The organism is Algoriphagus machipongonensis (genome assembly GCF_000166275.1).
GTDB classification, from domain to species: domain Bacteria; phylum Bacteroidota; class Bacteroidia; order Cytophagales; family Cyclobacteriaceae; genus Algoriphagus; species Algoriphagus machipongonensis.
On record NZ_CM001023.1, the window covers coordinates 3894910 to 3908194 of the forward strand.

Consider the following 13285-nt stretch of genomic DNA (forward strand, 5'->3'; position numbering starts at 1 on the left):
AAGATGTTTTTTAAATATAATTAAAATACCTAGCTATGTCTACTTCCTTGGAAATGGATGTTTTTTCCAATAAAAAGCTACACATTAATTTACTAAAATAAGGAACTAAAGAAACTCCTTTGGCCCCAAAACCATCGAATATGTAAACGCTCTCGGCCTCAGGATGTTTTCCCAAAAATGGTTTTCGGTCTCTTGTAGCCGGTCTAATTCCAGTTTTATGAGAAATAATTTCATCTACTGGTAAAGAGATTAAATCTTTCAACCTTCCCAAAATTTCTTCTTTTGCACTTTCTGTGGGTCCCTCCTCTAAGTCATGTTTGGTGTAAGTCGATCCTACTCGATGAACCCCGTCACCCAAATGAATTCGGAAAACACCTCTATTTACGATGTAATCCGGGCAAAAGGCTTGTCTTACTTCCAAAATTTCTCCCTTAACCGGGGCAAATGGCAGAAAATTAAAAAAAGACGAGTTCATGGCTCCAAGACCATTGCAAAATATTATTGCTTTTGTTTTGATGTCTTTATACTTCCAAAAACCATCTTCTCTGGACAACTCTTTTTCATCAAAATATTCCTGAATCAACTTTTCTCCAAAATAGTCTTGCATTCCTTCAAGCATTTGATTGATAGCTAGCCAGCCTGAATTCTTAAGCATCACACCACCATAAATATCATTCAAATTTTCGCCTTGACTTTCAGTGTAGATTTTTTCTAAATATTCCTGAAAGCCAGCTTCAGCACTATGTCCCATCCATTCATTTTGCTCCTCGATGGTAAGAAATGGCCTGTAAATATTTTGTTTATGGATAAATTTCCTTCCTGTCTCCGCTTCTAACAAATTATAGAAAGGTTCGATCTCAGGAAATAGCAAATCTGCATTCCATGTTTTTACCATTTTTCGGCCTGTGACAGGGTTAAACAAACCCGCCGCCACTCTACTTGACTGGTTTCCTTTGGGTTGATCAATGATACAGACTTTTTTTCCTGCTTTCATTAATCTAAAAGCCAGCGCTGTGCCGGCAATCCCCTGCCCGATTAGCAAAAAATCTATTTCCATGGCTCAAATTAAAGGTATAATTCTTTATTTTGTTGACTTAGCCCAGACAAATACGATGCTTCATATTGCAACTTTTACATTTAATCCTTTTCAAGAAAACACATACCTGCTTTACGACGATTCAGGGGAGGCAGCTTTGGTAGATCCCGGATGCTACGAAGCCCATGAGAAAAAAGAATTAAAGGAGTTTATTCAGGAAAATAAACTTCAGGTAAAGCAACTCCTAAACACCCACTGCCATATCGATCATGTACTAGGAAATGCATGGGCTATGCGCGAGTTTGGCATACCATTACTAATTCACCAAGACGATTTACCGGTTTTGAAATCTGTAGAATCTTATGCGTCAAACTACGGTTTTCCAGCATATGAAGGCTCTGAACCGAGTGGCTTTTTGGAAGAAGGAGAGTTTATTTCCGTTGGAAAAGAAAAGCTCAAGGTTTTGTTTGTTCCTGGTCATGCACCGGGGCATGTGGTATTTTATCATTCAGATTCCAAGCAATTGATTGCTGGAGACACCCTTTTTAGAGGGAGCATCGGCAGAACTGACTTACCTGGTGGCAACCATGAGCTTTTACTTCAAAAGATAAAATCGGAATTATTCAATCTCCCGGATCAAACGGTTGTATTTCCGGGACATGGCCCAGAAACCAACATTGGCTTTGAAAAAGTTCACAACCCATTCGTGGGTCAAAACGCAATGTCTTGAAACTAAAATCCCATATTCCGAATATCATCACCTTGATGAACTTACTTTCCGGCCTAATAGGGATCGTCTGGGTCATAAATGGTAACATTATTTCGGGAGCCTATTTTATACTTTTATCTGCTCTCTTTGATTTTATTGATGGTTTTGCAGCAAGATTATTAAAAGTTCAAGGGGAATTAGGAAAGCAATTAGATTCCTTGGCTGATGTAGTTTCATTTGGCGTTTTACCGGGATTCATACTTTTCTCCATGGCCAAAATCAATGCTGAGATTGATTGGCTGCCATACTTAACCTTGGTATTACCTTTATTATCTGCTTACCGTTTAGCAAAATTCAATATTGACACCAGACAAACAGATCGATTCATTGGCGTTCCTACACCAGCTGCAGCACTTTTTGTAAGCACATTGCCTCATTTTGCAGTAAAATGGGTTAAAATCGGGACTGTTATCACATCTCCTGTGGTTTTAGTGGGAATAGCAATTGTCCTTTCGGTTTTATTGATTTCTGAAATCCCTTTAATAGCATTGAAATTTAAATCCTTCGATTTCTCTTCAAATATTTTCCGCTATATCCTGATTTTTGCCAGTATAGCACTTTTTATTTGGCTTGGTTTGGCGGGCATCCCATTGATAATCCTTGCGTATATTGGCTTATCAGTGATAGAAAATGGAATTAAACGGGAATGATCCCTTTCAAAAATCTTATTGGTTTAGCGATCTTATTTAACATCGCGCTCTCTGAAATTGCTTTTTCTCAAAGTAACTTTTACACTTTTAAAATAACCGAGCCTGGGGTTTACCAAATTACGGCGGAGGAGGCTAAAAAACTTGGAGCTTCCACAATTGAAGAAGTAGCAATTTTTGGGTATCCAGGAATGCTTCCGCAGAAGCTAGATCAAAGTCAACTTTCCCTCCAGGAAATCCCAAGTCTTATATTAAATGGCAGTAAGTATTTCTATTTGGAGGGGCCTCATGTATTTCAAGAAAATGAAGAAATTGGCTGGGAATACAAGCATCATTTGTATTCTGACAGTCTTAGCTATGTAATTCATGTTTCTCACCAAGGGAAATTATTAGAAGAGCAGGAAATAAAAGGCACACCCAAAGACAATGAAGAAATACTTTTTCAGCTAAAAGCTTTCAAAGGAGAAGAAAAAAATATTCTCAATTCGGGCAGGGAATGGTATTCCGAACCTATTTTTCCTGGAAGCTCAAAAACCATCTCTGTCTTTACAGATTCGGGGCATCCAGAAAAATGGAAACTTTTTGGAAAACTAATGGCAAGTTCGGTTTCTAACTCAATAATTACCGTATTGGCAGACGATAAGCCTATTTATGAACTGCCGATCGATGCCATTCCCACCAGTACTTATGGTGCAAAAGGAAAAGAAGAATTCATTTATACTGAATTTACTCCCACTGAAAATCGACTGGAAAGGATTCGCTTTCCTTTTCAATCAGCAGATTTAAATGCAATGGCCTATTGGAATTACATTGCAGTAGCAATTCCTTTTTCCAGTTTTGATCTAGCTCCTGGAATCTATTACCATTGGAAGAATAGTAGCTATTCCATTAAAACATACTCAAATTTACAATACTGGGATGTGAGCAACTTTTACCACCCAGTTCGAATTAAGGAATCTGATAAAATATCAATTTCTAGCAAAAAGTTAGCAGTTTTTAACCCTTCAGAAGCTCCTAAACTTCTCCGGCAAAAATTAATTCCTGTCTCAATAAAAGAAAATTTAGGGTCTCCCTCTCTCCTCATCATCACCACCGATGAATTTTCGTTTGCAGCAAATAAGCTGAAATCCCATAAAACCAATCTTGGGATAAACACTGAGGTGGTGTTTCTCAAGGATATTTACAATTCATTTTCCTACGGAAATAAGGACATTACTGGGATCCGAAATTTTATCGCAAAGATCTATCAAGAAAGCAAATCGCTAAAAAATGTCTTGATCCTTGGGAAAGGCACTTTTGATTATAAAGGAAAGTTGGGAGGCAGACCCAACATCGTCCCCACTTATAGCAGTAGAAACAGCTTAGATCCTTTAAAATCATATAGCTCCGACGATTATTATGCCCTGATCGATTTTGGTCAAGGGATGTGGGAAGAAACGTTGGCAGGTGATGAAAGCCTACAAATTGGAATTGGAAGGTTACCAATAATCAATAAGGAGGAGGCCAACCTGGTCGTTGACAAGATTATCAACTATGAGAATTCATCGCAACAAGGTTTTTGGAAAAAAGATATTAGCTTCTTTGCCGACGATGGAGATAAGTCCGTTCATATGCAACATGCGGAATCTTTTTCCTCCTATTTAAATCAAAATAACCCAGAGATTCATCAAAATAAACTTTACTTAGATCGTTTTGAGCAAACAAGTGCTGGTGAATCTCAAACTTCTTTTTCAGTAAAAGACGCCCTTCAAAAAACATTGGATGATGGCACTCTTATATTGAATTACATAGGTCATGGAAATGAGTCAACTCTAACCCATGAGGAAGTTTTTCAAGTAAAGGATATTGAAAATTGGCCTGTCCAGAAAAAACTTGCCCTATGGGTTACTGCAACTTGCGAGTTTGGGCGTCATGACAATCCATTTCTGCGTTCAGCTGCGGAAGAATTATTAATTGCACCAAATAAGGGTGCCATAGGCCTGTTAAGTACCGGAAGACCTGTTTTTTCCAATGTCAATTTCTCGCTAAACCAATCTTTTATTCGGTCTGTATTTCAATCAGAAAATGGCATTTATCAAGACTTGGGAGAAATTTATAAACAAACTAAAAATCAAAGCCTGAACGGGTCTCTTAATAGAAATTTCTCTTTAATTGGAGATCCTAGTCTCAAATTAGCAAACCCTGAGCTCAGCATTGAGGTCACCTCTATACAAGATAAAGAGGGGAATTCATTAGAGAATATTCACAGGACGAAAGAGGTAATACTAGAAGCATTATTGATCGACCCACTGACTGGAGCAACTCAATTTGGTTTTGAAGGAACGTATGAGTTGGAAATACTAGGAAAACCTGTGGAAACAGAAACCTTGGGAGATGAAAACAATCCTTTTTCTTTTTCTGAAGACAAAACAGTTCTTTTCAGAGGTAGCGGTATAGTCAGTGAAGGGGAAATAAAATCGACTTTTATCTTACCAAAAGGCATTGATGAGGCTGAAATTTCAGGAAAAATCAGGTTATCGGCCCAAGAGTCAAAAGTAAATGGCTTTGAAGCTTTCGGGTACAGCTCGGCAATTATTTCAAATGAGTCTGGAGATATTATTGATTCGGAAGGCCCAGCAATTGAGGTTTTTGCAAATGGAACAGCTATTCAAAAGCAATCATTTCCCTCGAAGTCTTTAAATATGGAGCTTGTATTTGAAGATTCTTCAGGGATTGATATCTCTGGGCAGTTTGCAGGGCGTAATATTCTGATTCAGGTAAATAATGGAGAAGAAATAAATTTAAATCAGGATTTTGTCGCCTCAGACAATTCCTATAAAAAAGGACAAGTAAGCTTTTTTCTCACGGGTTTAGAGGAAGGAAAAAACCAAATTCTAATCCAAGCTTGGGATAATTTAGGAAATCAAAGTATCTTGAGCTTAGAAATTCTTATTGAGGGAAGTGAGCGGTTTAGGATATTGAATTACCAAACGTATCCTAACCCAACAAACGACGTTAGTAACTTTGTATTGGAGCATAACCGACCTGGAGAAAATATACAAATGACAATTTCTGTATTTCAAACGACAGGTCAGGCAATATATTCGGATTCATTTCGTTTGATCAACGCTGCGGCAAAGATCGAAGACATATCATGGATATTTTTACAAAACCAAACGAAATATCCCGCAAAAGGAACTTATATTTACAAAATAACGCTTCAAACAGAAACCGATAATTCAATGGCGGTAGCAAGCGGTCAAATCGTGATTAAATGAAAATAAAGGCCATTAGAAAAAGGGATTTAGTATTCCTATTAATTTTCACCCTGGCTAGTTTTACAACTTTCGCTCAGAATAGCACTATCATATCGGGGCAAGACCCCTCGAGGAGAGTGATCACTACAGCTGTGCCTTTTTTAAATTTTGCTCCTGATTCAAGACACTCCGCTATGGGGGATGCAGGCGTTGCAACTTCTCCTGATGCAAATTCAGCACATTGGAATGCTGGAAAACTAGCTTTTGTAGATGGAAAAATGGGATTTTCACTTTCCTATTCCCCTTGGCTTGGGAAACTGGTCAATGACATGTCCTTAAGTTACCTCACAGGTTATTTCAAAATCGATGAAGTTTCGACTTTTGGATTTGACTTGAGGTATTTTAATATGGGCGACATCCAATTGACAGACGGTTTAGGGAACGAACTAGGAGAATTTAATCCCAGAGATATTGCTATTGGTGGTACCTATTCCAGAAAACTATCTTCAAACCTTGCTTTGGGTATTTCGGCAAGATTTATTCACTCTAATCTATCTGGAAACATTTCCTCATCTGGTGGAAACGAAAGTAGACCAGGTATCAGTGTAGGGACAGATGTTGGTCTTTACTACCAAAAACCTATCTACTCTGGAGCGAAAGAAGGCACCTGGTCCTGGGGCGTAAGCATCACCAATATTGGTCCTAAAATCACTTATAACAGTGCGGATGACTTAGATTATATTCCCACCAACTTAAAACTGGGAACTGCTTATTCTCTTGATTTGGATCCAATGAACACGATCACATTCGCTCTGGATTTCAACAAATTATTAGTACCCTCACCTCCAATTTATCAGACAAATGAAGATGGATCATTAGTCACTGATGAAAATGGAAACTTGGTAATTGCTCAAGGGAAAGACCCAAATCGCCCGTTAATTTCTGGAATGTTTGGTTCATTCGCAGATGCTCCAGGTGGGTTTTCGGAGGAAATTCAGGAGATCACATTATCTTTTGGTGTAGAATATACTTATGCAGAAAAATTCAATTTAAGGACCGGTTACTTTTTTGAAAATCAAAGCAAAGGTGGTAGAAAATACTTTACCATGGGCGTAGGGTTTGACCTGAAGCGAATAGGATTTGATTTCTCTTACCTCGTTCCACAAAAGCAGAATCACCCTTTAGCTGAAACTTTAAGGTTCTCTTTACTTTATACTATTCCGAACGAATAATGGAATTAGACAGGTCCAAAGCTCCTGAATTTAAGGTTCCGGAGGATTTTGAACTATCCCCACCTCAAAAACTCACATTAGAAAACGGGGCAAACTTATTTTTCACTTACACTCCAAACTTGGAGGTGGTGAAAATTGAAGTAATTGGTTTAGGTAAAAAGGCATCTCTCCCACTTTCCCAACACTTAATCCCAGAATTTGCTTTGGCTTTGCTTCAGGAAGGCATATCCACACTAAATGGGGAAGAACTGGCTGAATATTTTGATTTTCACGCAAGTGAAATTAGTCCTATTCAGACATTCTCGCATGAAGGACTTAGCCTGTTGACTACAAAAGCACACTTAAACCCGGTACTTGAGGTATTCTTAAAACTATTTACAGAAGCAACTTATCCTCAGGAAGCGCTGGAAAAGCGAAAATCACAAAAAAAATTGGGGATTAAACTCCAGAAAGAAAAGTCCTCCATTAGAGCCACTCAGCTATTTCGTCAATCTCTTTTTGGTCTGGATCATCCTTATGGCACAATACCATTGGAGGAACATGTGGACGAAGTCACTCAAGATCGCCTGTTTTTTTATTACCGAGAAATGCTCTGGCAGGAAATGGAGATCTTTGTCAGCGGAAAGCTTTCAGAATCTGAACTACAACAATTAACCTTTAAACTAGGGAAACTACCCAATAGAAAAGCTACCAATCAAACTCTTTTGCCCGATTCAAAAACACAATTATTATGGGAAGAGTCAAGAGAAAATGCGGTACAAAGTAGTATTCGAATGGGTTGTCTTTCTATTCCAAAAACGCATCCGGATTACATTGGGTTATCGGTATTCAACACTATTCTGGGAGGTTACTTTGGTTCTCGATTAATCAAAAATATCCGAGAAGATAAAGGACATACTTATGGGATTTTTTCTAGCCTTGGAGAAATTGGTGACATCAACTACTGGGTAGTTGCGGCAGATGTTCAAAAAGCATTTTACCAAGAAGTGATCGATGAGATTTATTTAGAAATTGATAGATTAATAGAAGAGCCTACCTCTGATGATGAAATTGAAGTAGTTAGGAACTACATGATCGGACAAATGCTCTCCCGCTTTAGTTCATCTTTTGATTTAATGGACAGGTTTAGATCAGTCCATCAAAGCGGATTGGATTTCAATTTCTATTTTGACAAACTTGGCTATTTAAAGACTTTCACTACGGAGGATATCCAAGCAATAGGAAGGAAATACTTTAAGGAAAAAGACTTTGTGAGAATAGTAGTCGGTTAATCAGGTAATTCTAACATATAGCCAAGCTAAATCAAGCTTAGTTTTCGACCAAATCTTATATATCCCAAACATAAGACTCTTTATTCCCAGCTCTTTTCCAAGCTCAATAAAGCCTTCGGCCACTTCAAAATTCCCTGACCATAATGCATGCTTGAGTTCGTATAGTAATCTTTTTTCAAGTGCTTTATTCTCACTCTCACTTTCATTCATCTCTTTGATTTTTTGACAAACAAGCAGCGTGCTTGGTAACATTACAGAGTGGTATGGAGTATATTGTCTGCTAGAAAGTGATTCGGAGTGTTTTCTTTTTAACACCCCTACATGATCCGAAAAAACGACGGGATATTCTCTTGCTAACCGAACCTGTATATCAAAATCTTCATAACTTAAGTTCTCATCATAGCCCCCCTCTTTTACTAAAATGGGTCTATTGAAAACAATGGTCGGTGAGCAGATATAATGATATTGAACCAAGGTTTCATAAATACGCTCAATTTCAATTTGCTTTCTTAACTCTCCTCCATTCCCCCTCTTATAAAAAGTCTGAATAAGTCCGCTTTCCTCCAAAATATAAGCATCTGAAAAAACAAAGGCAGCTTCTGGAGATTGCTTTAGGCAATCTATTGACATTGATAAATGATCTGGATAGAATACGTCATCTCCTGCAAGGTCGACCACATATTGGCTTTTTACTTGGCCCAAGGCAGCATTAAATGCTACAGGATAGGACAAAGGTTCATCATGTGAAATAAGCTGTACTGATAAAGTCCCGGATTTCTCGTTAATCCAATTTTGGATTACATCCAGGGATTTATCCTTGCTCCCATTGTCAATCACAATTAATTCCTTCCAAGAATAATCCTGAAGCCTCACACTTTCCAGACATTCCTCAACCCATTCTTCTTGATTGAAGCAAATACAAATGATTGTAACCGACTCAGATGTAAGCATTTTAGAGATTCTTTACCCAGGTAATCTTATTGGAAATATCATTTGAAAACCTGGATTTAAAAAATATTAAATCATGATTTGGTGAAACCTCTAGATCTGAGGAGCCTAAATCTATGATTTCCACCTTTTCTTCACTTGCCAATTTAAAGAGGTTATATAACATCAGCTCACCACCATATTTCACTTGAACCCTAGGATTGATAGCTGAAAGAAAATAATAAATCGTTTCAGGGAAAAGTTTGACTGCTAAGCTATGACCGATTGCTACCTCGCCCTGCATTAAACTAATCAAAAAATACCTGTCAGGGTATTCAGAAACCTGCTGAATAATTCTGTTTTCATCAAGATTAACATGATATCCCCTTTGCTGATTCCAAGCCCTTATATCTTGAAGGAAATTAAAATTATTGATTGAACAATTGCTAACTATTACTCCAGCATCCTTTGCTCTACTTTGATAGCGGGAATTCTCTTTCTTCAAGAACTTCTTTATCTTCTTTTTCCCAATAAAAAACTGATGGCTAAGCACTTGCTCCTGTTCAAACTTATTTTTAAACAATAAATAAGCTATCAGATCATGATTAATTTCATATGGTTTGGGTGCTTGAGTAAGCTCAATTTTTTTTATCCCTTTTTCTTTGAGATAAAACTCTACATGATTTAGAAATTCTTCCAAAGACTCAGAGCTCAATTTATCCGAAATAAAAAATCCCCCAAAGGGGGCTAATGGAAGTGACTTTGCTATTTGATCAGAATTTATCGAGAATAAAATACTTGCCTTTTCTTTACCCTTTTTAAGCCAAATAAAGTCCAAAAGGTCATCCCCAGGATTGGGGAAATTAGCGAGTAAGTACTTTCGTTCCTCCAGAAAGGATGAATCCACTCGCAATTCATAACCATCGCTAAATTCCTTTTTGTATGTTGTCAAACTCTAATTTGTTTCTGATATAATCTTGTTCTGAAAACTTTTGGTCTCCTAAACCAAGTAAAACTGCATTTTCACTAAACTGAATTGACAACCAATTCAAAGGAGGAACAACCAAGCCTTTGGAAGAGGAGTCTAAAATGAAATTCAATTTACGTTTATCGCAAGTGGTAACCTCAATAGTTAATTTACCTGCCATTGCAACAATCACCTGAGATTCTTTATAATGAGCATGGTCACCTCGGGTTTCCCCAGATTTTACATTGGAAATCCAAAAACACCTGAGGATTCCATTCGGAAACAAGACTTCGTTTTCCAGAAAATGCAAGGCTCCATTTTCGGTGCTATGGCCTGAAAACTCAATTATATAGGGTAATCTTTCTGATATTATTTCAGCATTTTCTTCTAATCCCATCAACCCTAAAAATAACAGAAATCAAACGGATTTACGGTTACTAAAAGGTTAAATTTCTAATTTAGTATTTCTAACAAAAAGTAAATTTTCCTTAGTGATGGAATCCCTTCCTCTTGACGACACTTATTTAACCATACAAAAAACAAGTGATGGATTATACAAAGACAGGAGTAGTAAATTCTTTTATTTCGCATTCCCCGTTAAGGAGGAAGAGGAAATCAAAGAAAAGCTCGGTGAATTAAGGAAAACCTATTATGATGCAAGACATCATTGCTTTGCCTATGTTCTTGGAAAAGAAGGAACTGTATTCCGGGCCGTTGATGATGGTGAACCAAATCATTCTGCTGGAGACCCGATTTTAGGTCAAATTCGTTCAAACAACCTAACGAATATCCTGATTGTGGTGGTACGATACTTCGGCGGAACAAAACTAGGAATGGGAGGCTTGATCCAAGCCTACAAAACCTCCGCGGCCTTAGCAATTGAAGAAAATGAAATTGTAGAAGAAAAGGTTATGGAAAGCGTTCAGATCCTTTTTGAATATCCTGCAATGAATGAAGTTATGAAATTGGTTAAATCCCATGACTTAACCATTCTAAATCAGGAAATGGCTTTAAATTGTCAAATGACACTAGCGTATAGAAAGGGAATTGAGGAAGAATTAATCGAAAGTTTAGATTCAATTGAAACTCTACAAATCAAGTCTTAAAAAGCTCATCCAAGTAACCTTCTTTTTTTAGTTTTTTAAAAACCTCCAGACATGCCCAGGCATCAGTTGCCGCATAGCGCTGTTGTTTCTCTGTTAAAACTTCCGCCTCCCAATTAGAAACTTGCTCAGATTTTGAAATCCTCATTTTCAAAACCATTGCACAAAGATTTCTAACCCCAACATTGTGAAATCCTACCTTTTTCAGTTCGTCATTTAGGTCAAAAAATGATAAGGGGAAGAATGAATCTGTCAGTTTTGCTAAGCCTTTGATATCATCATGCACAGCAGCGCCTACCTTCACAATACTTTCTTTTTCTAGGATATTTCTTAAGGAATCAGGGAACTCACCAATTTCATTTAAACGAAATAAAAATGCTTGGGTGGCCGTCGATAACTGCAATAAAGCAACTTGATTAATTACTCCCCGACGGAAAGCAGGTTTGGTTTCCGTATCAAAACCGATAATGCTTTGCTTTGAAAGAAATTCAGCTGCTTCCTCTACATCTTCTTTTTGATCTATCAGAAACATTTCTCCTTCAAATTGCCCCAAAGGCAACTTATTTACTTCTTCCTTACTTATTTTAAATGGAATCATGCCAACTCTTCTTCTTTCTCGTAATAATTAATCCCAATTTTTAGGTACCCAAATAAAATAGTCATTATTGGACTGATGATATTAAAAAAGCAATAGGGTGCGTAAGTCAATGTAGCCACGCCTAATACAGAAGCTTGGGTAGCTCCGCAGGTATTCCATGGAACCAAAACAGATGTTACGGTTGCGGAATCTTCTAGCGTACGACTTAAGTTTTCTGGTTTCAATCCTCTTTTTCTATAAACGTCTGCATACATTCTACCAGGAACTAAAATTGCCAAATACTGATCTGAAGTAGTGATATTAAAGAACATACAAGTTGCTGCAGTAGAAGCAATCAATGAACCTACTCTGTGAACTTTACGGATGATGGCTTCTGCCAAAACACGAAGCATACCACTTTCTTCCATTATTCCTCCAAAGACCATCGCACAGACAATAAGCCAAATGGTATTTAACATACCTGCCATTCCTCCAGTAATCAGTAATTCATTCACCACATCATTACTGGTAACGATACTTATTTCACCATACATGGACATCATCACAGCTTTAAAACTCTGATAAGCATAAGAAGCATCTTCTGCGGCAATAGTTGAAATTATCTCAGGTTGGAAAATCAACGCAAATACTCCTCCTAACAAGGCCCCAGCTAATAAAGCTGGAATAGCGGGTACTTGTTTAATAATCATGGTTAAAACGATGATTGGAACAAGAAAAAGCCATCCGCTGACATTAAACTTCTCCAAAATCACCTCAGAAATAGCCTTTACATCATTCACTGATCCATTGGTTTCATAATTAAAACCAATTACGATAAACATCAACAAAGCGATGATGATCGAAGGAACAGTGGTTTTTGCCATATGCCGGATATGAGTAAATAAATCCGTTCCTGCCATTGCAGGAGCCAAATTTGTAGTGTCAGAAAGTGGGGACATTTTATCTCCAAAATAGGCTCCAGAAATAATGGATCCGGCAATTATACCTTCGTCAAAACCCAATGCCTTACCAATCCCCAACAGCGCCACACCCACGGTCGCTACTGTAGTCCAGCTACTTCCTGTAGCAACCGAGACTACTGCGCTTACAAAGCAGGCTGCAACAAGGAAAATGGTTGGATTAAGTACTTGGAGTCCATAATAAATCATGGCGGGAACTACCCCACTCAACATCCACGTACCTGCTAAAGCACCAATCAGGAATAATATAAGGATACTTGACATCGCAGAACTGATACTTTTTACTATTCCATCCTGCAAAGTTTCCCAGTTAAAGCCTAATCTGAAAATTGCAACCAAAGCTGCTACAGTTGCCGAGAGTATGAGGACAATTTGATTGGATCCAGAAAGGCCATCGGTTCCAAAGACCCGGATATTTAAAACCAGAAGAACAATTAAAAAAATTAAGGGAATAAGGGCGTCTGAAACCTTGGGGGCACGAGTAATTCCTTCCATTAATTGGTATTTAGTGAATTTAAGCTTTGAATCTAATCAAAAAAA

General features: G+C 37.7%; 12 protein-coding genes. 6 read left to right on the top strand and 6 right to left on the bottom strand.

The genetic code is table 11. The features are described from left to right. Positions 1-10 precede the first annotated feature (10 nt). The gene (locus tag ALPR1_RS16380; RefSeq protein WP_008202367.1) at positions 11-1057 is read right to left on the bottom strand and encodes an NAD(P)/FAD-dependent oxidoreductase; all 1047 of its coding nucleotides are present in this window, start codon (positions 1055-1057) and stop codon (positions 11-13) included. Between ALPR1_RS16380 and ALPR1_RS16385 the strand changes: the two genes are divergently transcribed. The 5 genes from ALPR1_RS16385 to ALPR1_RS16405 are packed head-to-tail and all read left to right on the top strand — an operon-like array spanning position 1056 to position 8191. Then, positions 1056-1766, top strand: a complete 711-nt coding sequence (locus ALPR1_RS16385; protein WP_008202369.1) for an MBL fold metallo-hydrolase — start codon at positions 1056-1058, stop codon at positions 1764-1766. The two genes, ALPR1_RS16380 and ALPR1_RS16385, sit on opposite strands and share 2 nt — an antisense overlap. Beyond that, on the top strand, positions 1763-2455 hold the full coding sequence (gene pssA / locus ALPR1_RS16390; RefSeq protein WP_008202370.1) for a CDP-diacylglycerol--serine O-phosphatidyltransferase: 693 nt from the start codon (positions 1763-1765) through the stop codon (positions 2453-2455). The genes ALPR1_RS16385 and pssA overlap by 4 nt, the downstream gene beginning before the upstream one ends. Then, on the top strand, positions 2452-5709 hold the full coding sequence (gene porU, locus ALPR1_RS16395; RefSeq protein WP_008202371.1) for a type IX secretion system sortase PorU: 3258 nt from the start codon (positions 2452-2454) through the stop codon (positions 5707-5709). Before pssA ends, porU begins: the two co-directional genes overlap by 4 nt. Then, on the top strand, positions 5706-6920 hold the full coding sequence (gene porV, locus ALPR1_RS16400) for a type IX secretion system outer membrane channel protein PorV (protein WP_008202372.1): 1215 nt from the start codon (positions 5706-5708) through the stop codon (positions 6918-6920). Before porU ends, porV begins: the two co-directional genes overlap by 4 nt. Continuing rightward, entirely contained in the window at positions 6920-8191 is a 1272-nt protein-coding gene (locus tag ALPR1_RS16405) for a M16 family metallopeptidase (RefSeq protein ID WP_008202373.1), read from the top strand. The genes porV and ALPR1_RS16405 overlap by 1 nt, the downstream gene beginning before the upstream one ends. On the opposite strand, the gene ALPR1_RS16410 is transcribed toward ALPR1_RS16405, so the two are convergent. Genes ALPR1_RS16410 through ALPR1_RS16420 form a run of 3 tightly spaced genes read right to left on the bottom strand, consistent with a single transcriptional unit; the run spans position 8192 to position 10482 of the window. Next, a complete protein-coding gene (locus ALPR1_RS16410) occupies positions 8192-9142 on the bottom strand; it encodes a glycosyltransferase (protein WP_008202374.1) in 951 nt (316 codons plus the stop codon). 1 nt (position 9143) lies between these two features. Further along, positions 9144-10070 carry a hypothetical protein gene (locus ALPR1_RS16415; RefSeq protein ID WP_008202375.1) on the bottom strand — a complete coding sequence of 309 codons (927 nt, stop codon included), beginning with the start codon at positions 10068-10070 and terminating at the stop codon, positions 9144-9146. Next, on the bottom strand, positions 10045-10482 hold the full coding sequence (locus ALPR1_RS16420) for a sugar 3,4-ketoisomerase (RefSeq protein ID WP_008202376.1): 438 nt from the start codon (positions 10480-10482) through the stop codon (positions 10045-10047). The genes ALPR1_RS16415 and ALPR1_RS16420 overlap by 26 nt, the downstream gene beginning before the upstream one ends. A 97-nt stretch (positions 10483-10579) precedes the next feature. Here ALPR1_RS16420 and ALPR1_RS16425 point away from each other — a divergent pair, with 97 nt between their 5' ends. Next, positions 10580-11191 carry an IMPACT family protein gene (locus ALPR1_RS16425; protein ID WP_008202378.1) on the top strand — a complete coding sequence of 204 codons (612 nt, stop codon included), beginning with the start codon at positions 10580-10582 and terminating at the stop codon, positions 11189-11191. Here the strand turns inward: ALPR1_RS16425 and ALPR1_RS16430 are convergent. Both ALPR1_RS16430 and nhaC read right to left on the bottom strand, forming a co-directional pair. Continuing rightward, positions 11181-11786 (bottom strand): 3'-5' exonuclease, encoded by a 606-nt coding sequence (locus ALPR1_RS16430; RefSeq protein WP_008202380.1) that lies wholly within the window; start codon positions 11784-11786, stop codon positions 11181-11183. The two genes, ALPR1_RS16425 and ALPR1_RS16430, sit on opposite strands and share 11 nt — an antisense overlap. Beyond that, positions 11783-13240, bottom strand: a complete 1458-nt coding sequence (nhaC, locus tag ALPR1_RS16435) for a Na+/H+ antiporter NhaC (protein ID WP_008202381.1) — start codon at positions 13238-13240, stop codon at positions 11783-11785. The genes ALPR1_RS16430 and nhaC overlap by 4 nt, the downstream gene beginning before the upstream one ends. Between the last annotated feature and the right edge of the window lie 45 nt (positions 13241-13285).

What these genes read in the sequence shown, in the direction of transcription:
- ALPR1_RS16405 (WP_008202373.1), top strand. Translation starts at nt 6,920, where the DNA reads ATGGAATTAGACAGGTCCAAAGCTCCTGAATTTAAGGTTCCGGAGGAT.
- ALPR1_RS16430 (WP_008202380.1), bottom strand. Translation starts at nt 11,786, where the DNA reads ATGATTCCATTTAAAATAAGTAAGGAAGAAGTAAATAAGTTGCCTTTG.
- ALPR1_RS16385 (WP_008202369.1), top strand. Translation starts at nt 1,056, where the DNA reads ATGGCTCAAATTAAAGGTATAATTCTTTATTTTGTTGACTTAGCCCAG.
- ALPR1_RS16420 (WP_008202376.1), bottom strand. Translation starts at nt 10,482, where the DNA reads ATGGGATTAGAAGAAAATGCTGAAATAATATCAGAAAGATTACCCTAT.
- ALPR1_RS16410 (WP_008202374.1), bottom strand. Translation starts at nt 9,142, where the DNA reads ATGCTTACATCTGAGTCGGTTACAATCATTTGTATTTGCTTCAATCAA.
- ALPR1_RS16425 (WP_008202378.1), top strand. Translation starts at nt 10,580, where the DNA reads ATGGAATCCCTTCCTCTTGACGACACTTATTTAACCATACAAAAAACA.
- ALPR1_RS16380 (WP_008202367.1), bottom strand. Translation starts at nt 1,057, where the DNA reads ATGGAAATAGATTTTTTGCTAATCGGGCAGGGGATTGCCGGCACAGCG.
- porV (WP_008202372.1), top strand. Translation starts at nt 5,706, where the DNA reads ATGAAAATAAAGGCCATTAGAAAAAGGGATTTAGTATTCCTATTAATT.
- porU (WP_008202371.1), top strand. Translation starts at nt 2,452, where the DNA reads ATGATCCCTTTCAAAAATCTTATTGGTTTAGCGATCTTATTTAACATC.
- nhaC (WP_008202381.1), bottom strand. Translation starts at nt 13,240, where the DNA reads ATGGAAGGAATTACTCGTGCCCCCAAGGTTTCAGACGCCCTTATTCCC.